The 17,883-nt window shown below is 65.8% G+C and carries 27 protein-coding genes; 21 read left to right on the forward strand and 6 right to left on the reverse strand.

What is annotated here, in order from left to right:
• Nucleotides 1-54: 54 nt before the first annotated feature.
• The 3 genes from NOCYR_RS04100 (at nucleotide 55) to NOCYR_RS04110 (ending at nucleotide 1,820) form a co-directional block, all read left to right on the forward strand.
• Entirely contained in the window at nucleotides 55-741 is a 687-nt protein-coding gene (locus NOCYR_RS04100) for a TetR/AcrR family transcriptional regulator (protein WP_014349092.1), read from the forward strand.
• 9 nt (nucleotides 742-750) lie between these two features.
• Nucleotides 751-1,332 (forward strand): Uma2 family endonuclease, encoded by a 582-nt coding sequence (locus NOCYR_RS04105; RefSeq protein WP_014349093.1) that lies wholly within the window; start codon nucleotides 751-753, stop codon nucleotides 1,330-1,332.
• 176 nt (nucleotides 1,333-1,508) lie between these two features.
• The gene (locus NOCYR_RS04110; protein ID WP_014349094.1) at nucleotides 1,509-1,820 is read left to right on the forward strand and encodes a putative quinol monooxygenase; all 312 of its coding nucleotides are present in this window, start codon (nucleotides 1,509-1,511) and stop codon (nucleotides 1,818-1,820) included.
• 2 nt (nucleotides 1,821-1,822) lie between these two features.
• On the opposite strand, the gene NOCYR_RS04115 is transcribed toward NOCYR_RS04110, so the two are convergent.
• Nucleotides 1,823-3,058: a helix-turn-helix domain-containing protein gene (locus NOCYR_RS04115; protein WP_081505303.1), complete on the reverse strand. Its 1,236-nt coding sequence runs from the start codon at nucleotides 3,056-3,058 to the stop codon at nucleotides 1,823-1,825.
• A gap of 145 nt (nucleotides 3,059-3,203) precedes the next feature.
• On the opposite strand from NOCYR_RS04115, the gene NOCYR_RS04120 reads away from it, so the two are divergent.
• Together NOCYR_RS04120 and NOCYR_RS29605 are read left to right on the forward strand one after the other, a co-directional pair.
• Nucleotides 3,204-3,476, forward strand: coding sequence for a hypothetical protein (locus NOCYR_RS04120; RefSeq protein WP_048832773.1), 273 nt, complete (start codon nucleotides 3,204-3,206; stop codon nucleotides 3,474-3,476).
• Nucleotides 3,473-3,628: a hypothetical protein gene (locus NOCYR_RS29605; RefSeq protein WP_158430115.1), complete on the forward strand. Its 156-nt coding sequence runs from the start codon at nucleotides 3,473-3,475 to the stop codon at nucleotides 3,626-3,628. The genes NOCYR_RS04120 and NOCYR_RS29605 overlap by 4 nt, the downstream gene beginning before the upstream one ends.
• A 124-nt stretch (nucleotides 3,629-3,752) precedes the next feature.
• Here NOCYR_RS29605 and NOCYR_RS04125 read toward each other — a convergent pair whose 3' ends face one another.
• Entirely contained in the window at nucleotides 3,753-5,774 is a 2,022-nt protein-coding gene (locus NOCYR_RS04125; protein WP_014349096.1) for a M13 family metallopeptidase, read from the reverse strand.
• A gap of 171 nt (nucleotides 5,775-5,945) precedes the next feature.
• Nucleotides 5,946-6,314: a hypothetical protein gene (locus NOCYR_RS29050; protein WP_148280520.1), complete on the reverse strand. Its 369-nt coding sequence runs from the start codon at nucleotides 6,312-6,314 to the stop codon at nucleotides 5,946-5,948.
• A gap of 309 nt (nucleotides 6,315-6,623) precedes the next feature.
• On the opposite strand from NOCYR_RS29050, the gene rplN reads away from it, so the two are divergent.
• The 4 genes from rplN to NOCYR_RS04150 are packed head-to-tail and all read left to right on the forward strand — an operon-like array spanning nucleotide 6,624 to nucleotide 8,066.
• Nucleotides 6,624-6,992 carry a 50S ribosomal protein L14 gene (gene rplN / locus NOCYR_RS04135; RefSeq protein WP_014349098.1) on the forward strand — a complete coding sequence of 123 codons (369 nt, stop codon included), beginning with the start codon at nucleotides 6,624-6,626 and terminating at the stop codon, nucleotides 6,990-6,992.
• A gap of 1 nt (nucleotide 6,993) precedes the next feature.
• Nucleotides 6,994-7,311 carry a 50S ribosomal protein L24 gene (gene rplX / locus NOCYR_RS04140; protein ID WP_014349099.1) on the forward strand — a complete coding sequence of 106 codons (318 nt, stop codon included), beginning with the start codon at nucleotides 6,994-6,996 and terminating at the stop codon, nucleotides 7,309-7,311.
• Nucleotide 7,312: 1 nt separating this feature from the next.
• Nucleotides 7,313-7,876: a 50S ribosomal protein L5 gene (gene rplE, locus NOCYR_RS04145; protein WP_036533246.1), complete on the forward strand. Its 564-nt coding sequence runs from the start codon at nucleotides 7,313-7,315 to the stop codon at nucleotides 7,874-7,876.
• A gap of 4 nt (nucleotides 7,877-7,880) precedes the next feature.
• Nucleotides 7,881-8,066 (forward strand): type Z 30S ribosomal protein S14, encoded by a 186-nt coding sequence (locus tag NOCYR_RS04150; protein ID WP_014349101.1) that lies wholly within the window; start codon nucleotides 7,881-7,883, stop codon nucleotides 8,064-8,066.
• An 86-nt stretch (nucleotides 8,067-8,152) separates the two neighbouring features.
• Here NOCYR_RS04150 and NOCYR_RS04155 read toward each other — a convergent pair whose 3' ends face one another.
• Both NOCYR_RS04155 and NOCYR_RS04160 read right to left on the reverse strand, forming a co-directional pair.
• Nucleotides 8,153-8,416, reverse strand: a complete 264-nt coding sequence (locus NOCYR_RS04155; RefSeq protein ID WP_014349102.1) for a hypothetical protein — start codon at nucleotides 8,414-8,416, stop codon at nucleotides 8,153-8,155.
• 167 nt (nucleotides 8,417-8,583) lie between these two features.
• Nucleotides 8,584-9,237, reverse strand: coding sequence for a Uma2 family endonuclease (locus tag NOCYR_RS04160; RefSeq protein ID WP_048832776.1), 654 nt, complete (start codon nucleotides 9,235-9,237; stop codon nucleotides 8,584-8,586).
• 618 nt (nucleotides 9,238-9,855) lie between these two features.
• On the opposite strand from NOCYR_RS04160, the gene NOCYR_RS30260 reads away from it, so the two are divergent.
• From NOCYR_RS30260 to map, 10 genes are all read left to right on the forward strand, one after another.
• Entirely contained in the window at nucleotides 9,856-10,170 is a 315-nt protein-coding gene (locus NOCYR_RS30260) for an AAA family ATPase (protein ID WP_231856149.1), read from the forward strand.
• Between the two features lie 698 nt (nucleotides 10,171-10,868).
• The gene (rpsH, locus tag NOCYR_RS04170; protein ID WP_014349106.1) at nucleotides 10,869-11,267 is read left to right on the forward strand and encodes a 30S ribosomal protein S8; all 399 of its coding nucleotides are present in this window, start codon (nucleotides 10,869-10,871) and stop codon (nucleotides 11,265-11,267) included.
• 13 nt (nucleotides 11,268-11,280) lie between these two features.
• Nucleotides 11,281-11,820: a 50S ribosomal protein L6 gene (gene rplF / locus NOCYR_RS04175; protein WP_014349107.1), complete on the forward strand. Its 540-nt coding sequence runs from the start codon at nucleotides 11,281-11,283 to the stop codon at nucleotides 11,818-11,820.
• 2 nt (nucleotides 11,821-11,822) lie between these two features.
• Nucleotides 11,823-12,230 carry a 50S ribosomal protein L18 gene (rplR, locus tag NOCYR_RS04180; RefSeq protein WP_014349108.1) on the forward strand — a complete coding sequence of 136 codons (408 nt, stop codon included), beginning with the start codon at nucleotides 11,823-11,825 and terminating at the stop codon, nucleotides 12,228-12,230.
• A 34-nt stretch (nucleotides 12,231-12,264) separates the two neighbouring features.
• Nucleotides 12,265-12,912 (forward strand): 30S ribosomal protein S5, encoded by a 648-nt coding sequence (gene rpsE, locus NOCYR_RS04185; protein ID WP_014349109.1) that lies wholly within the window; start codon nucleotides 12,265-12,267, stop codon nucleotides 12,910-12,912.
• 2 nt (nucleotides 12,913-12,914) lie between these two features.
• Nucleotides 12,915-13,094: a 50S ribosomal protein L30 gene (gene rpmD / locus NOCYR_RS04190; RefSeq protein WP_014349110.1), complete on the forward strand. Its 180-nt coding sequence runs from the start codon at nucleotides 12,915-12,917 to the stop codon at nucleotides 13,092-13,094.
• A 1-nt stretch (nucleotide 13,095) separates the two neighbouring features.
• Entirely contained in the window at nucleotides 13,096-13,539 is a 444-nt protein-coding gene (gene rplO / locus NOCYR_RS04195; protein ID WP_014349111.1) for a 50S ribosomal protein L15, read from the forward strand.
• A 177-nt stretch (nucleotides 13,540-13,716) separates the two neighbouring features.
• On the forward strand, nucleotides 13,717-15,039 hold the full coding sequence (secY, locus tag NOCYR_RS04200; protein WP_014349112.1) for a preprotein translocase subunit SecY: 1,323 nt from the start codon (nucleotides 13,717-13,719) through the stop codon (nucleotides 15,037-15,039).
• A complete protein-coding gene (locus NOCYR_RS04205) occupies nucleotides 15,036-15,581 on the forward strand; it encodes an adenylate kinase (protein WP_014349113.1) in 546 nt (181 codons plus the stop codon). Before secY ends, NOCYR_RS04205 begins: the two co-directional genes overlap by 4 nt.
• A 32-nt stretch (nucleotides 15,582-15,613) precedes the next feature.
• The gene (map, locus tag NOCYR_RS04210) at nucleotides 15,614-16,414 is read left to right on the forward strand and encodes a type I methionyl aminopeptidase (RefSeq protein ID WP_014349114.1); all 801 of its coding nucleotides are present in this window, start codon (nucleotides 15,614-15,616) and stop codon (nucleotides 16,412-16,414) included.
• A 14-nt stretch (nucleotides 16,415-16,428) separates the two neighbouring features.
• Here map and dtd read toward each other — a convergent pair whose 3' ends face one another.
• The gene (gene dtd, locus NOCYR_RS04215) at nucleotides 16,429-16,872 is read right to left on the reverse strand and encodes a D-aminoacyl-tRNA deacylase (RefSeq protein WP_048833903.1); all 444 of its coding nucleotides are present in this window, start codon (nucleotides 16,870-16,872) and stop codon (nucleotides 16,429-16,431) included.
• 161 nt (nucleotides 16,873-17,033) lie between these two features.
• Here dtd and NOCYR_RS04220 point away from each other — a divergent pair, with 161 nt between their 5' ends.
• Both NOCYR_RS04220 and NOCYR_RS04225 read left to right on the forward strand, forming a co-directional pair.
• The gene (locus NOCYR_RS04220; protein WP_014349116.1) at nucleotides 17,034-17,351 is read left to right on the forward strand and encodes a hypothetical protein; all 318 of its coding nucleotides are present in this window, start codon (nucleotides 17,034-17,036) and stop codon (nucleotides 17,349-17,351) included.
• Between the two features lie 19 nt (nucleotides 17,352-17,370).
• Nucleotides 17,371-17,880: a YbaB/EbfC family nucleoid-associated protein gene (locus NOCYR_RS04225; RefSeq protein WP_014349117.1), complete on the forward strand. Its 510-nt coding sequence runs from the start codon at nucleotides 17,371-17,373 to the stop codon at nucleotides 17,878-17,880.
• Nucleotides 17,881-17,883: the final 3 nt, after the last annotated feature.

Below are 17,883 nucleotides of genomic sequence, written 5' to 3' on the forward strand. Positions count from 1 at the left end.
GCACGGAGCGGTGCCTGTCCACACCAACGCCGGGGGATAGGTCAGGATGGGGTCATGCCGAAGCCGTCGTCACCGCCCGCCCGCACCGGCCGTCCGCCCAAGATCTCCCGGGACGACATCGTCGCGGCCGCCACCGCGATCATCGACACCGACGGCGTCGAGAAGCTGACGATGCGCAGGCTCGCCACCGAACTCGGCTGCACCGCCATGGCGCTCTACCACCACGTACGCGACAAGGAAGACCTGCTCCGGCTGCTGCTCAACGACTACGCCGACCAGGTGCGATGGCCACCACTGCCCGACGATCCCCGCGAACGGATCATCGTCGCCGCCGAAGCCATGCGCGCCGTCCTCGCCGCCCGGCCCTGGATCGTCGAAATCCTCGCCGCCGACGACCTACTCGGCGTCTCCGCGCTCTGGGTGGCCGAAACCATCGTCGCCGGCGCCATGGACTGCGGCCTACCCGCCGACTACGCCGTGCGCGCCTACCGGGCGATCTGGCACTACACCGCAGGCGAAATCATCATCCGCACCCGCTCAGCCGCCCGCGCCGCCGAAGACCGCCCGACATACCGCGAACAGATCTTCGCCGACCTCGACCCCCAGGCGCTCCCGCGTTTGGCTGCCCTCGGCCCCCGCTTCCTGACGGTCGCCGCCGAAGACACCTACACCGACGGCCTCAACGCCCTCGTCGACGGGCTGCTGAACCGGCGGCTCGGTCAGGGCGCGACCGGACAGTAGGCTTCGAGCATGACGATCAATCCGTCGTACGACCTGCCGCATGAGATGACCGAGGAGCAGTACCGGCTGCTGCCCGCGGATATCGCCCGCGAAATCGAGGTCGTCCACGGCCACGTGATCATCTGCGAATCGCCGGTGCCCGAGCACAACCGTGTGGCGCGGCGGCTGGCCGGCGCGATGGAACAGCTCCCGAGCACGGAGCCGTGTGTCCGGGTCGAAACCGATATCGACATGGTCCTGTGGCGGGTCCCGAAGTTCACCTTCCGGCGCCCGGACGTGATCGTGTACCGGTGCCTGCCCGAACGCGGTGCGAAACCGGAAGCCGGCGATGCGCTGATCGTGGTCGAGGTGTCCTCTCCGTCCACGGCCGCGGAAGATCTGCTGGACAAGAAGGTGCAGTACGCCAGGGCGGGCATCCCGCTGTACCTGGTGATCAGCCTGGACCCGAAGTTCGAGATCGAGGAAGTGCGTGAGTTCCGGCTCGACGCCCATGCGGCCGAATACCGCTTGCACAGCCTGCACCGCGACGGCTTCCTTCGCCTGGAGCACGTGATTCTCGGTGAGATCGGGTTCGAGGACCTCACCCGTTAGGCGCGCAGCGGTGCGGTCGTGACCGCACCAGGAAAACGCCGAGGGCACGGACTCGGAAGCGTCGTGCCCTCGTCCGACTCCGGCACCAGGAGACTGCAAACGAGTCCGGATGGCGACCACGAACAGCATTCGTGGTTCGAATCTCGGGCGAGCCCGTCGATCACTACTGTGGGTACATGTTCGCACTCGTCGTGAAATTCGAGCTCCAGGACTCGGACAAGGCCGCCGCGTTCGATCAGCTGGTCACAGAGACCGTGCAGGCAATTACGGAGCACGAGCCCGGGACTTTGGTCTACGCCACGCACGCCGTCCAGGGTGAGCCGCTGTCCCGGATCTTCTACGAGGTGTACCGCGATCGCGAAGCGTTCGACGAGCATGAGCGGCAACCGCACACGCGGCGGTTCCTCGATCGGCGTGGTGAGTTCGTTGCCGATTTCCGGGTGGAGTTTTTGACCCCGGGCGTCGTGAAGGGGCTGGCCGGGATGTGACGCTATAGCCTGTCGGCGATACCGCACCATACGGCGAACCCGTGCACGGTGTCAGCTGTGCGTGCCTCGGCGCGGGCGAGGGCTCGGACGGTTTCGTGCACCATCGGGTTGTACCGGGTCTGTGATGGTGCGGTGTTCTTGGCCATCTGTAGTGCCGTGAATGCGCGCCGCCGATCCCCGTGCAGAAGGTAGGCGCGGGACAGGTCGATGTAGTGGTGGCCGGTGCGCTCCTTCGGCGCATCTGCTGGGAGGGTCATGGAGCGGGCCCGGTTGAGGGCTTCGGTGCCGTCCATTGCTTCGACGGCCAGGGCAACCGACCAGATGGCGACGTTGGTCGGCCCGAACGAAAGAATCGGATCGAGGTCGTCGCCGAGACGGAGTGCGGCCTTGCGTGCTTCGGTCAGGTGGGCATCCGATAGATCCCGCTTGCCTGAGCGTGACGCAGCCAGACCCGATTGCAGGTGCAGTCCGCCCCAGGCGATCAGGTCGTTGCGACGGCCCATCCCGAGGCGGGGTTCGATATCTGAGCGGCAACGTTCCAGGTAGGTGAGCGCCGTTGTCCAGTCGCCGCCTGCGGTCAGCAACGAGGCTCGCTGAAATTGTGCGGTCGCGATCCACAGCCGATTGCCGGATTCCTTCGCTGCCCATGCCATCCGTTCGACCGCCAGAGCGGCGAGATCGGTGTAGCCGAGTTTGTGCGCCAGGCTGTGTGACGAGTAGTACAGCTCGCAGAGCATATTCAGCGCGAGCTCGCGGTTTCGTCCGGACGACCGGTGCACCGCTGCACGTACTTCGCCGAGTAACTGCGGCAACATCTCGCCGAGCCGATGAAACGAGGCAGCGCGTCGTGATCGGCACACTTTGGCAACAGATGCCGTCACCTCCGCTAGAGGGCGCACCTCGACAATGCCGACGTTATCCATGTCGAAGGCCGCGAGTTCGGCGCGGAGGACCGGTATCGCCGCGTGGACTTCCGTGTCCGGACCGGGTGCCGGCGGATACGGCTGTCCCGTCAGGTCAGCAACGCTGACCCGTAGCGCCTTCGACACAGCGCCGAGGAACGCCGGTGTTGCCGAAACCCGCTTCTGCTCGACCGAGCGGATCAAACCGATCGAGACATTCGCCTTGTCAGCAAGCTGTTTCTGGGTCAAACCCGCTAGCTTGCGGGCCTCCGCTACGCGCACCGCCACACTGGCGCGAGACTCCCTCATTGTCACCGCTCCATTCAACGTTGGCATGTAGTGCCAAGGGTACGAAGAATCTTCGTACTTCGCGGCCCGAATCTCCGGCAACGTCGTGGTCAGCCCCCGACGCCGGGTGCGTGCCCCCTCTTGAACCCCGGCGCCGGGTGGTTCCCACCCACCAACTACCGCAGGGGATCAGATGTCGGACTACATCGCCGCATTCAGCGTGGCCGGTTCGATCGCGGCTCTACTGCTCGTCCTTATCTACGTCCTTCCCTACACCTTCGGCGAGGATGAACCGCCGATCACCGAGCGGGCCCCGCGGATGTCGGCGCGGACTGCGCATGGGCTCATGCAGGCGCATCGCAGGTGCAGTATCGAAGACTGTCCGCATAAGCGGGATGCGTATCGCACGCTTGTCGCGGTCGGTGCGATTACTCCGGATCAGCGGGTCGAGCGGTACATGCGGTGACCGAACCGGAAGACGAACCGCGCGGCTGGGTGCAGTGGGACGACGGCACATGGTCGACGCTCGACGAGTACGGAATGCCCAGTGAGCGACAGACTCTCGACGAGTTACTGGACGCGGCGCAACAGCGGGCCCGCAAAGAACCCGACGACTAGCTCCGGCAACTGCCAAGCCCCGCACTTCGGCACCGGCGCCCGGACCCCGCCGCTATCGGCCGAGACGTTGCTGTTGTGTGTGGCCGGAGAACTCCGAACGCGGATAGATCGACGGCCACCGCACTCACAAACTGACGCGCTGCTCCTTCGGCAGGAACAGCTCGTCGCCCTCCTTGACCCCGAACGTCGTGTAGAACTCCTCGAGATTGCGCACCACCTGGTTGCAGCGGAACTCGTTCGGGGAGTGGGTGTCGGTGGCCAGGAGGCGCTCGGTGACCTCGCGGGTCTGCTTGTCGCGCCAGCCGCGCGCCCAGGACAGGAACATCGAGCGGTAGTCGGGATTGTCTACGCCGCGGCGCTTTTCGGCGATGCGGTAGGCCGCCAGCGCGATCAGCAGACCGCGTAGATCGGCCAGGTTCTCGCCGACGGTGAGCTCACCGTTGACGTGTTGTTCGGGATCGAGGCCCTCGGGCACGAGCACGTTGTACTGCTCGATCAGCTGCTGGGTCTTGGCGTCGAAGGCGGCGCGGTCGGCCTCGGTCCACCAGTCGCGGCGGTTGCCGTCACCGTCGAACTTCGACCCCTGATCGTCGAAGCCATGGCCGATCTCGTGGCCGATGGTCGCGCCGACCGCACCGTAGTTCACCGCGGCCTCGGCGTCCTTGTCGAAGAACGGCGGCTGCAGATACGCGGCGGGGAAGGCGATTTCGTTGGTGGAGGCCATGTAGTAGGCGTTCACCGTCTGCGGCGACATCGCCCATTCGGAATCGTCGACCTTGGTGCCGAGCCGGTCGAGCGCGCGCTCGACCTCGAAATCGTTGACTGCGCGCAGGGATTCGATGAGTTTGCCGCGGGTGATCTTCAGCTCGGAGTAGTCCACCCACTTGTCCGGGTAGCCGATCTTGGGCTTGATCTTGTCCAGCTTCTCGATCGAGGCCTTCCTGGTCTCCGGCGACATCCATGAGGAGTTGGTGAAGTTCTCCCGGTAGGCGGCGAACAGATCCTCGACCATCTCCATGGCGCGCTCTTTGGCCTCGGGCGGGAAATGCTTGTCCACGTACAGCTTGCCCAGCTGCTCGCCCAGATTGGAGTCCACGGTGCCGACCGCGGACTTCCACAGCTCGGGCCGCTCCTGGAGCCCGGCCATCAGCCGGCCGTTGAAGTCGAAATTGGCGTCGGCGAACGCCTTCGGCAGGAACCGCGCGTACTGGCGCAGCAGGGTGAGCTTGAGGTAGTCGCGCCACAGCGCGATATCGGTCTCGGCCCAGATCTTGCCCGCCTCGGTGACGAAGGACGGCTGGTTCACCACGATCTCGGCGAAGTGCTCCTTCGGCCGCCCCAGGGTGGACGCCTCCAGCCACGGGTCCCAGTCGAATTCCGGGGCCAGGGCCTTGGTGGCGTCCCAGCTCATCCGGTTGTAAGTGGCGTCGGTGTCGCGGTTGCGCACGTTGTCCCAGTGGCCGGCGGCGATCTTGGTCTCCAGGTCGAGTTCGCGCTGGGCCAGCCCCGCGGGGTCGGGCAGGCCGGCCGCGGCGGCCAGGCGTTCGTTGAAGGTCCGGTATCCGGCTAGCTGCTCGGCATACTCGGGTTTGCGGTAGTACTGCTCGCTCAATCCGAGACCGGACTGGCCGATCGAGGGGATGTAGGCGTCGGAGTTCTTGCGGTCGATGCTGATGCCGAGCCCGATCAGCCCGCCGATCGGCAGCGCGCCCATCACGGCGGCCAGCTCGGCCTTGGTCTTGGCGCCGTCGATCTCGGCGAACATCGGCTCCAGCGGGGTGAGCCCGAGCTGCTCGATCTCGTCGAGGTTCATCCTGGCGTCGTACAGATCGCGGATCTGCTGCGCCTCCGACCCCGGCTCCGGATCGGAGATCGACTCGATGATCTCGCGCAACTGCTGTTCGGTGCGGTCATTGGCCTCGCTGATCGCGCCATAGGACACCTTGTCCGGCGGCAGCTGGTACTCCCGCAACCACTTGCCGTTGACGTGCCGGTACAGATCGTCCTGCGGCCTGATCGCCGGATCGGAGCCGGTCATATCGACCTGCTTCAACGGCTGCGCCGCCTCGTCCTCCGAGCAGGACACCAGCAGCGCCGCGGCGGGCACCACCCCTAGAGCCACCAAGAACGCGCGGCGATCCAGCATGAACGGACGACCCGACGATGTCACAAGCTTCCTCTCCCCGAGCACAAAAGTGTGTGTACGGATCGCCGCAGCAAGCGCCGGTCCGCTCGACCGAGGCTACCGGTGCACGCAACCGATGGCGCGGCCATCAATACAACGACCGGCGGGCCAAGTTGGCCCCTGCGGCCTTGGTCAGGCGAACGGCAGCGAGTCGGTGACCAGATCGTCGGGATCGCCGCAGTATGCGACCACCGTGCGATACCCGTCAGGATTGGAGTAGATCAATGGCTTGTTCAATCGCTTGGCCAATTCATCGACATTCCGCTTTTGCTCGACTTCGTCCATCGCACTCAGCTGACCGCAGGTCAGGGTGCTGACCGCAGTGCCCGACGGTTCCGGCTCATCCATCGGCCCCTTGCCGGTAATCACGAAGGTCGATGGTGTCGTCGAAGCCGACGAATCAGCGGTGTCTTCGGAGCTATCGCTCGAGCAGCCGATCAGCGTGGTTGCGATGGCTGCCGCGCCTACGCCGACAACGAAGAGCCGGACGGATGTCATCATCGAGAGGTTCCCCCAAGTAGCGATGTATGTCCTTTGCCGTGCACCGTACCGTGTACGGCGGCGTCGAGATCGACCCCCGACGGAGTCGTAGCGGCAGCCCACCCCCGATTTGGGGGCGACCTGGGCAAACCCTTACACTAGACCGGTTGCCTGCGGCAGCTGTGCCCGCAATTCGGCCGCGAACCCCCAGTGGTCGGTCCGCCAGGATCGGAAGAAACCGCTGGCAGGCGCGCGTTCGGGTGGCAACGCGACCATGCCCGTCGGGTCGGAAATCCGGCGTGCTTTTACGTCCAGGTCAAGGAGGCTGAAGTGATTCAGCAGGAGTCGCGACTGCGCGTCGCCGACAACACGGGAGCGAAGGAAATCCTTTGCATCCGCGTTCTCGGTGGCTCGTCGCGTCGCTATGCCGGTATCGGCGACGTCATCGTCGCCACCGTGAAGGACGCCATCCCCGGCGGCAACGTCAAGCGGGGTGACGTCGTCAAGGCCGTCGTCGTGCGCACCACCAAGGAGCGCCGTCGTCCGGATGGTTCCTACATCCGTTTCGACGAGAACGCCGCCGTGCTCATCAAGGCGGACAACGATCCGCGCGGCACCCGCATCTTCGGCCCGGTCGGCCGCGAGCTGCGCGATAAGAAGTTCATGAAGATCGTCTCGCTGGCCCCGGAGGTGCTCTGACATGAAGGTGCACAAGGGCGACACCGTGCTCGTCATCTCGGGTAAAGACAAGGGCGCCAAGGGCAAGGTCATCCAGGCCTACCCGGCGACCAACAAGGTCCTCGTCGAGGGCGTGAACCGGATCAAGAAGCACGTCGCGAACTCCGCCAACCAGCGCGGCGCCTCCTCGGGCGGCATCGTGACCCAGGAAGCCCCGATCCACGTGTCCAACGTGATGGTCGTCGACTCCGATGGCAAGCCGACCCGCGTGGGCTACCGGACCGACGAAGAGACCGGCAAGCGGGTTCGGATCTCCCGTAACAACGGGAAGGACATCTGACATGACCACGACTGAAAACGTGCAGCCTCGGCTGAAGCAGCGCTACCGCGAGGAAATCAAGGACGCGCTGAACAAGGAATTCAACTACGCCAACGTGATGCAGATCCCGGGCGTGGTGAAGGTCGTCGTGAACATGGGTGTCGGTGACGCCGCCCGCGACGCCAAGCTGATCAACGGCGCGGTCAACGACCTGGCGCTGATCACCGGTCAGAAGCCGGAGATCCGCAAGGCGACCAAGTCCATCGCGCAGTTCAAGCTGCGTGAGGGCATGCCGATCGGCGCCAAGGTCACCCTGCGTGGCGACCGGATGTGGGAGTTCCTGGACCGCCTGGTCTCCATCGCGCTGCCGCGTATCCGCGACTTCCGTGGTCTGTCGCCGAAGCAGTTCGACGGCAACGGCAACTACACCTTCGGTCTGAGCGAGCAGTCGATGTTCCACGAGATCGATGTGGACTCCATCGACCGCCCGCGCGGTATGGACATCACCGTCGTGACCACTGCGACCAACAACGAAGAAGGCCGTGCCCTGCTCAAGCACCTCGGCTTCCCGTTCAAGGAGAACTGAGCACATGGCTAAGAAAGCTCTGGTCAACAAGGCCAACCGCAAGCCGAAGTTCGCCGTCCGGGCCTACACCCGCTGCCAGCGCTGCGGCCGCCCGCACGCGGTCTACCGCAAGTTCGGCCTGTGCCGCGTGTGCCTGCGCGAAATGGCGCACCGCGGCGAGCTGCCCGGCGTGCACAAGAGCTCCTGGTGAGCTGGCGCTGAGCGCGTTCGATTGAGCGAAAACTGAACGAGGGCACGGACTCCGGTGGAGTCCGTGCCCTCGCTCGTTGTCGGGGGTTACCAGGGCAGGCAGCCCGCCATCTTCAGTCGCGTCGCCAGCCCGGACCCGATGGTCGTGCTCGACCCCTGCCCGGTGGTCAGCGCCAGCAGCAGGTCCACACCGAGCCCCGCCCCGATCGAGCACCCCAGCAGGTTGATATCGATCGTGATCCGCTCCTCCGGCGCACCGGGCAGCGGCTCGTCGGCCTGCACCGGCCCCGCCACGGCCACGGTCGCCGCCGCCAACGCCAGGGCGGCAATGCCGGCTTTGATGGATCGCACCTATTCCTCCTCGCCTGCGCTTATCAGCGCGATTGGTGTCCGGGAAATCTGCCCTCACGCGGGTACCCCGCCGTCCCGGCCCGGCGGCCGCTGCCTACTTGTTGACCGGGCAGCTGCGGGGAAACCTCGAGTGGCGCAGACCTCGATGCGCTGTGCAGGCGCCCGGCTCAGAATTCGAGCTCGGACCAGGGGATGCGGATCGGGAACGGGTGCTCGGCGACGATCGCGTCGGAATCCTTGGGCGACCAGTTTCCGGTGAGGAGGTAGTTGGCCGGATGCAGCGGGCGAACACCCTCCGGAAGTTTTCCGTGGGTGGATTCGAGTGCGTAGGCGTGCACCCAGGCGACCGCGCGCTCCTCGTGCGCCAGCGTCACCTCCCAGTACCACGGGATGCCGGCCCCTGCGTATCGAGCTTTCTTCGGTTCCACGTCGGCCGGGTTGTCCGACGGGTCGAGGACTTCGCCGGCAAGCAGGACATCGGTGGCGCAGAGATCTTGGTACGGCTCGGACAGGTGGCGATGGACGAGGAAGTCCGGCGTGACGAAGTCCGATTTTTCGGACCCACCGAGAAAGACGTTCGTCCCTGTACTGACCCGCCATCGCTGAGCCGGATCGGGTCCTTTCGCTTCGCGCGCACAGCGGCGCAGCGCACTCCACATGAGGTTCGCGAACTCTTGATGTTCGTGAGGTCCGCGAGGTAGCCAGATCACCCGTCCCTCCCACAGCTCGATCTGCTCCGCGATTTCCGCCGGGAGTTGCTCCAACTCATCCCAGGTCATGTACCGCGGGAGGTCAGGGCGCTGGATGCGCGGGCTCGACATGGCCTAACCATAGATCGGCAGGCAGGGTGTTCCCGCTGGATGTAGCAGGGAACAAGGCAGACTCGTGCCTGCCATCCGAGCGGCGAAACTCTCGCTACTCCGCGATCATGGCGATACATCCGCCCGGTTACGGCGCCGCACCGCCACTCGGAGCGCTGCGGTGACGCGGGCACGGTTCGGTGCTGCGTCCGGCGGTTTCATCCGGGAGGTTCGCCTCGGTGCCGACGCCCCGACCGGGCGCTATCCGTTCGACCTGCCGGTTGTCGAGGAGCTGGCTCGGCTGGGTGGGCTCGATATCGCTTCAGGTGTGACGTTCCTGGTGGGGGAGAACGGGTCGGGGAAGTCGACGTTGCTCGAGGCGATCGCGGTGGCGGCCGGGTTCAATCCGGAGGGTGGTAGCCAGAACTTCCGGTTCGCCACCCGGGCGACGGAATCGTCGCTGGGCGAGCACCTGGTGCTGTTGTGGGGGTTGTCCAGGCCGCGCACCGGGTTCTTCCTGCGGGCCGAGTCGTATTACAACGTCGCCTCCGAGATCGAGCGGCTCGGCCCGTCGCTGCTGTCCTCGTATGGGGGGTCTCGCCGCACGAACGCTCGCACGGTGAGTCCTTCGCCGACCTGGTGGTTCATCGATTCGGCCCGCACGGGCTGTACCTGCTGGACGAGCCGGAGGCCGCGCTGTCGGTCAGCGGCTGCATGGCGGTGCTCGCGCGATTGGCCGAGCTCACCGAGCAAGATTGTCAGGCGATCGTCGCTACTCATTCGCCCGTTCTGCTCGCCCTGCCGGGCGCAACCATCTACGAGATCAGCGACGACGGGGCCATCAGTCGCGTCGAGTACGACGATGCGTTGCCGGTCCGGTTGACCCGAGCCTTCCTCACTGCCCCGGAGAAATACTTGCGGCACCTGCTCGGCGACGAGAACGGCCCCGAGTGATTCGGGGCATGACCGGCGATGCCGCTTCGCTCTACCGTCGGTCAATGAGGATCGTTGCGTCGGGGGCTGTGCTCACGGGGTTTGCGATGCTTTTGTGCTGGGCGGATCGGGCACAGCTCAGGCGCGGTCGCCCGCGGATCTCCAGGTGCAGGCCGGATGCGGTTATCCGACGAACCACACGGTCGTGGTGCGCAACCAAGGGCCCGCGCCGGCCTACGACGTCACCGTCCGCTACTGGTCTGCGTTCGGGCCGGTAGGCGAGCACCACGTGCCGATCATCGAACCGGGCTACGCAGCCGTCTACGACCTGGGGCCCATGCGCACCCTGGAACTCGCCGCAGTCACCGCTACGAGCCGGACCCCCGATGCCGTACCCGGCAACAACCAGGGCATCTTCCCCACCCTGTACCTCCCGTCCACCCGATGCCCTGCTTCCTGTGAGGAGCGGCCGGGACATGGGTTGGTGCGGCGTCCCTCCGCCCCCGATTTGGTCCTGACCAGGGCTCCATCTACACTAGAGCGGTTGCCTGGGCACCTCTGTGCCCGCATGCGGTCTGTGTGTGGGTGGTCCGGGCGATGCGAACTCATCCGGTCGGCAAGGGTCGACCGGACCAGCCGAATTGCTGTAGGCCCACGATCCGTGTCCTGACATGGGTGCTGTATGGGAACCGCAGCGAGAAAGGTGTCGAGGTCGAACTATGACCATGACTGATCCGATCGCAGACTTCCTGACGCGTCTGCGCAACGCCAACTCGGCGTACCACGATCAGGTGAAGGCTCCGCACTCCAAGCTCAAGGCGAACATCGCCGAGATCCTGAAGCGTGAGGGTTACATCGCCGATTACCGCACCGAAGACGCCGCCGTTGGCAAGAACCTCGTCGTCGATCTGAAGTACGGCCCCAGCCGTGAGCGCAGCCTGCAGGGCCTGCGCCGCGTCTCGAAGCCGGGTCTGCGTGTGTACGCGAAGTCCACCAACCTGCCCAAGGTCCTCGGCGGCCTCGGCGTGGCGATCATCTCCACGTCCACCGGCCTCCTGACCGACCGTCAGGCAGCCAAAGCCGGCGTGGGCGGCGAAGTCCTCGCCTACGTCTGGTAAGGGAGGTAGAGACATGTCGCGTATTGGTAAGCAGCCCATCGCCATCCCCTCCGGCGTCGAAGTCACCATCAACGGCCAGGACATCGCGGTCAAGGGCCCCAAGGGCCAGCTGTCGCTGACGGTGTCCGAGCCGATCACCATCACCAAGGGTGAAGATGGTCAGCTCCAGGTCGCCCGTCCCGACGACGAGCGCCGCAGCCGTGCCCTGCACGGCCTGACCCGCACCCTGGTCGCCAACATGATCGAAGGCGTCACCAAGGGCTACGAGAAGAAGCTCGAGATCGCCGGCGTCGGTTACCGCGTCGCGCTCAAGGGCCAGAACCTCGAATTCGCCCTCGGCTACAGCCACCCGGTCGTTGCCGAGCCCCCGCAGGGCATCACCTTCGCGGTGGAATCGCCCACCAAGTTCTCGGTGGCCGGTATCGACAAGCAGCTGGTCGGCGAGGTCGCCGCCAACATCCGCAAGTACCGGAAGCCGGAGCCGTACAAGGGCAAGGGCATCCGCTACGCCGGCGAGAACGTTCGCCGCAAGGTCGGAAAGACGGGTAAGTGATCATGGCGCAAACCGAGAATCAGAAGGCCAAGCGCATTCCGCTGGGCAAGGATGCTTCCACCCGGCGTCGGCTGTCGAAGACCCGTCGCCACTTCCGCCTGCGCAAGAAGGTCGCCGGCACCACCGAGCGTCCGCGTCTGGTCGTGCACCGCTCCTCGCGGCACCTGCACGCCCAGCTGATCGACGATTCGGTCGGCAAGACCATCGCCGCGGCCTCCAGCATCGAGGCCGATGTGCGCGCGCTCGACGGCGACAAGACCGCCAAGGGCAAGAAGGTCGGCGAGCTGATCGCTGAGCGTGCCAAGGCTGCCGGTGTCGAGGCCGTCGTGTTCGACCGTGGTGGCCACGACTACCACGGCCGCATCGCCGCGCTGGCCGATGCCGCTCGCGAAGGTGGGTTGAAGTTCTGATGATGATCAAGATTGCGAACGGAAGGAACGTCTGATGCCGGGACGTCAGAGGCGTGACGGCGGAAACGGACCCGCCGGACAGAACGGAAGCGCCCCCGAGGGCGGCCGCGACAACCGCCGTGGTGGCGACCGTCGCGGTGGCGGTGACCGTCGCGACCAGGCCGCCGAGAAGAACCAGCTCGAGCGCGTCGTCGCGATCAACCGCGTGTCGAAGGTCGTGAAGGGTGGTCGTCGCTTCAGCTTCACCGCCCTGGTCATCGTCGGTGACGGCAACGGCCTGGTCGGTGTCGGTTACGGCAAGGCCAAGGAAGTTCCCGCGGCCATCCAGAAGGGTGTCGAGGAAGCGCGCAAGGGCTTCTTCCGCGTCCCGATGATCGGCTCCACCATCACCCACCCGGTGCAGGGCGAGGCGGCGGCCGGTGTGGTCATGCTGCGTCCGGCTTCCCCGGGTACCGGTGTGATCGCCGGTGGCGCCGCGCGTGCCGTGCTCGAATGCGCGGGCATCCACGACATCCTGGCCAAGTCGCTCGGTAGCGACAACGCGATCAACGTCGTGCACGCGACCGTTGCCGCCCTCAAGCAGCTGCAGCGTCCCGAAGAGGTCGCGGCCCGTCGTGGTCTGCCGCTCGAGGACGTCGCTCCCGCGGGCATGCTGCGTGCTCGTGCCGGACAAGGAGTCTGACCATGGCAGATCTCAAGGTGACCCAGATCAAGAGTTCGATCGGCGCCAAGCAGAATCAGCGGGACAGCCTGCGCACCCTCGGCCTGCGGGGCATCCGCAAGTCGGTGGTCCGTGAGGACAACGCCCAGAACCGCGGGCTGATCAACGTCGTGCGCCACCTCGTGACAGTTGAGGAGGTCTGACATGACCATCAAGTTGCATCACCTGCGTCCTGCCCCCGGCGCCAAGACCGACAAGACCCGTGTGGGTCGCGGTGAGGGCTCCAAGGGTAAGACCGCGGGTCGTGGTACCAAGGGCACCAAGGCTCGTAAGAACGTCCCGGCCGCCTTCGAGGGCGGGCAGATGCCGATCCACATGCGGCTGCCCAAGCTCAAGGGCTTCACCAACCCGTTCCGCACCGAATACCAGGTCGTGAACGTCGGGGCGATCGCCGAACTGTTCCCGCAGGGCGGCCAGATCGGCAAGGACGAGCTCGTCGCTGCCGGCGCGGTTCGCAAGAACCAGCTGGTCAAGGTTCTCGGCGAGGGAGAGATCTCCGTCGCGGTCCAGATCAGCGCGGACAAGTTCTCCGGCTCCGCCAAGGAGAAGATCACCGCGGCCGGTGGCACCGTCACCGAGCTGGGCTGACGTTAGGAATTCCACAGCGGCACCGGACGAGTGAGAACTCGTCCGGTGCCACTGTTAGAGTTCAAGTGTTGTCTGCCAAGACTCGTCATGGGGTCGGCGTCGAGGGGCCGGGATTTCGGATTCCGGACCACCGCTGAAAATTCCATGGCATGACCATGTCGTTCGCCAGGAGGATCTGTGCTTTCCGCCTTCGTATCGGCCTTCCGGACTCCGGACTTACGGCGGAAGATTCTCTTCACGCTGGGGTTGGTCGCGCTGTACCGTGCCGGTGCCGCGTTACCGTCGCCCGGCGTCGATTATCGGGCGGTCCAAGAGTGCGTCGACCTGGTCTCCGGCGGTGAGAACGCTGGTATCTACCAGCTGATCAACCTGTTCTCCGGTGGTGCGTTGCTGCAGTTGTCGGTCTTCGCGATCGGCATCATGCCCTACATCACCGCGAGCATCATCATTCAGCTGCTGACGGTCGTCATCCCGCGGTTCGAGGAACTGCGTAAGGAAGGCCAAGCCGGCCAGACCAAGATGACGCAGTACACGCGTTATCTGTCGATCGCGCTGGCCGTGCTGCAAGCCACCGGTCTGGTCGCGCTCGCGGCCCGCGGTCAGCTGTTGCAGGGCTGCCAGCAGGACATCCTGGCCGACACCAGCATCTTCGGCATGATCATCATCGTGCTGGTCATGACGGCCGGTGCGGCGCTGGTCATGTGGTTCGGTGAGCAGATCACCGAGCGCGGTATCGGCAACGGTATGTCGCTGCTGATCTTCGCCGGTATCGCCGCCCGCATCCCGGTCGAGGGCAAGGCCATCCTGGACAGCCGCGGTGGCCTGGTGTTCGGCCTGGTGTGTGTGGCCGCGTTCGCGATCATCGTCGCGGTGATCTTCGTCGAGCAGGGTCAGCGCCGGATCCCGGTGCAGTACGCCAAGCGCGTGGTCGGCCGCAAGATGTACGGCGGCTCCTCGACCTACCTGCCGCTGAAGGTGAACCAGGCCGGCGTCATCCCGGTGATCTTCGCGTCCTCGCTGCTGTATCTGCCGAATCTGATCGCACAGCTGACGGGGTCGCAGAACAATCCCGATCCCAGCTGGTGGCAGGAGCTCATCCAGAAGTATCTGGTGAATCCGAGCAACCCGGTCTACATCGCGATCTACTTCGGCATGATCGTGTTCTTCACCTACTTCTATGTCGCGATCACCTTCAATCCGGAGGAACGCGCCGACGAGATGAAGAAGTTCGGTGGCTTCATTCCGGGCTACCGGCCCGGTAAGCCGACCGCCGATCATCTCAGTTTCGTGCTGAGTCGCATCACCCTCCCCGGCTCGATCTACCTCGGCGCGGTAGCCGTCCTGCCGAACCTGTTCCTCGACATCGGTAATACCGGTGGGGTACAGAACCTGCCGTTCGGCGGCACGGCCGTGCTGATCATGGTGAGCGTCGGTTTGGACACCGTGAAGCAGATCGAAAGCCAACTGATGAATCGAAATTACGAAGGGTTCCTCAAGTGAGAGTTGTACTGCTCGGACCGCCGGGTGCCGGCAAGGGCACGCAAGCCGTTCTGCTGTCGGAAAAGCTCGGTGTGCCACACATCTCCACGGGGGACCTGTTCCGCGCCAACATCAGCCAGCAGACCCCGCTGGGCCGCGAGGCGCAGAAGTACATCGACGCGGGCGATCTGGTGCCAAGCGATGTGACCAACCGGATGGTCGAGGCTCGCGTGGCCGAGCCCGACGCCGCCAACGGTTTCGTGCTCGACGGCTACCCGCGCACGGTCGACCAGGCCGACGCGCTGGAGAAGATCCTCGGCGATATGGACAAGAAGCTGGACGCGGTGCTGTGCTTCGTCGTGCCGGAGGAAGTGCTGAAGGAGCGCATGCTGGCGCGTGGCCGCGGCGATGACAACGAAGAGATCATCGACAACCGGCTGCGGGTGTACCGCTCGGAGACCGAGCCGCTGCTCGAGCACTACGACGGCCTGGTCGTCACCGTCGACGGTGTCGGCGAGGTCGACGAGGTCAACGCCCGCGCGCTGGCCGCACTGGGACACTGATCATCCACTCGACGATGGAGCACTGAGGCGCCATGGTTTTCGGCCGCAAGCGCAAGAAGGTGGTGCCGTTCCGTACGGCGGGTGAAGTGGACGCGATGGCGGCCGCGGGTGCGATCGTCGGTCGCGCCCTGGTCGCCGTCCGTGCGGCCGCGGTACCAGGCGCCTCGACGCTCGATCTCGATCAGGTGGCCGAGCAGGTCATCCGGGACGCCGGCGCGGTGCCGTCGTTCAAGGGGTACCAGGGTTTCCCCGCCTCGATCTGCGCCTCCGTCAACGACCGGGTGGTGCACGGCATCCCCTCGGCCGAGGAGATCCTGGTCGAGGGCGATCTGGTGTCGATCGACTGCGGCGCCATCCTCGACGGCTGGCACGGCGATTCGGCATGGACCTTCGGCGTCGGCGAACTCTCCGAGGACGACCGGCTGCTGAGCGAAGCCACCCGGCTGTCGATGGAGGCCGGTATCGAGGCCATGCTGCCCGACAACCGGCTCTCCGATGTCTCGCACGCCATCGAGCTGGGCACCCGCGCCGCCGAGAAGGCGCACGGGCGCAACTACGGCATCGTCGACGGCTACGGCGGCCACGCCATCGGCCGCGAGATGCACATGGAACCCTTCCTGCCCAACGAGGGCGAACCGGGCAAGGGCCCGCTGCTGGTGGTGGGTTCGGTGCTGGCCATCGAGCCGATGCTGACCCTGGGCACCAGCGAAACCGACGTCCTCGACGACGACTGGACGGTCGTCACCTCCGACGGCTCCCGCGCCGCGCACTGGGAGCACACCGTGGCCGTCACGGAGGACGGGCCCCGCATCCTCACCCCGCGGCCGGAGTAATCACTCCGTTGTCCTCATCCCTCCAGTAGGAGGGTCACGGGCCCGTCGTTGGTCAGGTCGATGTGCATGTGGGCGCCGAAACGGCCGGTGGCGACGGTGGCGCCGAGGGCTCGCAGCGCGGCGGCGAAATGGTCGACCAGGGGTTCGGCGATCGGGCCGGGGGCGGCGGCCGACCAGGACGGGCGGCGGCCCTTCTTGGTGTCGGCGTAGAGGGTGAACTGGCTGACGACCAGGATCGGCGCATCCAGATCCGCGGCGCTGCGTTCGCCGTCGAGCACCCGCAACCGCCACAGTTTGTCCGCCAGCGCGGCGGCGGTCTGCTCGGTGTCGTCATGGGTGACGCCGACCAGCGCCACCAGGCCGTGGGGTGCGCCGTGGGCGGCGGGGTCGATGTGGCCGACCACCTCGCCGTCGACGCTGACTTGCGCAGATGTCACTCGTTGCAGCAGTACTCGCACGCGGCCATCATGGCAGGTCCGTCCGCGCCGCACGGTACCCGCGTGCCACTCCGGCGCCACCTGCGATTCAACTCGGCGCTACTCGGGATTCGCGATCGGCTGTCACAGTCGCACACGAGCTGACGGAGTGCGGGCGACCGTACTGGTGGTGAGGAGCGAGCATGGGCGCCGACAAGGTCGAGGCCGATCCCGACGATTTCCAGAAAGCCGCCGAAAAGACCGGCGCGGTGCGCGATAAGGTGCGCGGCATCCTCAACACTCTGGAAACGTCGATCAGCTCCTACGGAACCCCTTGGGGCAACGACAAACTCGGCGCTTCCTTCACCGATGGCGAGCAGGGCTATTTCGCCGCACGCGAAAACCTGACCGGCAACATCGAGAATGTGGCCAACTCGTTCAACAACTTCCGCAGCGGCCAGGCCCAGACCGTGGTCGCGTTGCGGAGGATGGAGCAGGCGAACGAGGGCAACTTCCAGTGACCGAAAGCCACTGAGAGCCATGGCGAACGAACGCGCGAAGACGGAACTCGCCGGCCTGATCGAGGAAGTCGGCCAGCAGTTCCGCGAGATCGCACGCATCCAGGAAGAGCGCGCGCAGCTCACGGCCAGCGCCACGGTGCGACGGAAGCGGGTCACGGTCACGGTGAATGCCGACGGCGTAGTCATCGACACCAAATTCGGCCCGAATATCGAGGACCTGAGCTACTCCGAGATCGCCGCCGCCGTCACCGAAGCCGCGCAGAAGGCGAATGCCGAAGTGCTGCGCAAGGGCCAGCAGCTGATGAATCCGCTCGACGACCGGCGGGCGCGGCTGCCGAAGCTGTCGGACCTCATCGAAGGCATGCCCGACCTGACCGGCGACCTGCCCAAGCCGCGGCGCGCCTCGACCGACGCGCCCGCCGCCCGCAGCCAATCCACCGTCGAGGACGGCAGTGCCGCACCGGAATTCGCCGATGCCGAGGTGCCGAAGCCGGACAGCGACGGCGGCGTCACCGATTCCGGCTGGTGAGCT

Source organism: Nocardia cyriacigeorgica GUH-2 (assembly GCF_000284035.1).
Classification (GTDB): Bacteria; Actinomycetota; Actinomycetes; order Mycobacteriales; family Mycobacteriaceae; genus Nocardia; species Nocardia cyriacigeorgica_B.

Bases quoted from the DNA above. Each gene is read 5' to 3' on its own strand.
- NOCYR_RS04100 (WP_014349092.1), top strand. From the start codon at position 55: ATGCCGAAGCCGTCGTCACCGCCCGCCCGCACCGGCCGTCCGCCCAAG.
- NOCYR_RS04105 (WP_014349093.1), top strand. From the start codon at position 751: ATGACGATCAATCCGTCGTACGACCTGCCGCATGAGATGACCGAGGAG.
- NOCYR_RS04110 (WP_014349094.1), top strand. From the start codon at position 1,509: ATGTTCGCACTCGTCGTGAAATTCGAGCTCCAGGACTCGGACAAGGCC.
- NOCYR_RS04115 (WP_081505303.1), bottom strand. From the start codon at position 3,058: ATGCCAACGTTGAATGGAGCGGTGACAATGAGGGAGTCTCGCGCCAGT.
- NOCYR_RS04120 (WP_048832773.1), top strand. From the start codon at position 3,204: ATGTCGGACTACATCGCCGCATTCAGCGTGGCCGGTTCGATCGCGGCT.
- NOCYR_RS04125 (WP_014349096.1), bottom strand. From the start codon at position 5,774: ATGCTGGATCGCCGCGCGTTCTTGGTGGCTCTAGGGGTGGTGCCCGCC.
- NOCYR_RS29050 (WP_148280520.1), bottom strand. From the start codon at position 6,314: ATGATGACATCCGTCCGGCTCTTCGTTGTCGGCGTAGGCGCGGCAGCC.
- rplX (WP_014349099.1), top strand. From the start codon at position 6,994: ATGAAGGTGCACAAGGGCGACACCGTGCTCGTCATCTCGGGTAAAGAC.
- rplE (WP_036533246.1), top strand. From the start codon at position 7,313: ATGACCACGACTGAAAACGTGCAGCCTCGGCTGAAGCAGCGCTACCGC.
- NOCYR_RS04150 (WP_014349101.1), top strand. From the start codon at position 7,881: ATGGCTAAGAAAGCTCTGGTCAACAAGGCCAACCGCAAGCCGAAGTTC.
- NOCYR_RS04160 (WP_048832776.1), bottom strand. From the start codon at position 9,237: ATGTCGAGCCCGCGCATCCAGCGCCCTGACCTCCCGCGGTACATGACC.
- rpsH (WP_014349106.1), top strand. From the start codon at position 10,869: ATGACCATGACTGATCCGATCGCAGACTTCCTGACGCGTCTGCGCAAC.
- rplF (WP_014349107.1), top strand. From the start codon at position 11,281: ATGTCGCGTATTGGTAAGCAGCCCATCGCCATCCCCTCCGGCGTCGAA.
- rplR (WP_014349108.1), top strand. From the start codon at position 11,823: ATGGCGCAAACCGAGAATCAGAAGGCCAAGCGCATTCCGCTGGGCAAG.
- rpsE (WP_014349109.1), top strand. From the start codon at position 12,265: ATGCCGGGACGTCAGAGGCGTGACGGCGGAAACGGACCCGCCGGACAG.
- rpmD (WP_014349110.1), top strand. From the start codon at position 12,915: ATGGCAGATCTCAAGGTGACCCAGATCAAGAGTTCGATCGGCGCCAAG.
- rplO (WP_014349111.1), top strand. From the start codon at position 13,096: ATGACCATCAAGTTGCATCACCTGCGTCCTGCCCCCGGCGCCAAGACC.
- map (WP_014349114.1), top strand. From the start codon at position 15,614: ATGGTTTTCGGCCGCAAGCGCAAGAAGGTGGTGCCGTTCCGTACGGCG.
- NOCYR_RS04220 (WP_014349116.1), top strand. From the start codon at position 17,034: ATGGGCGCCGACAAGGTCGAGGCCGATCCCGACGATTTCCAGAAAGCC.
- NOCYR_RS04225 (WP_014349117.1), top strand. From the start codon at position 17,371: ATGGCGAACGAACGCGCGAAGACGGAACTCGCCGGCCTGATCGAGGAA.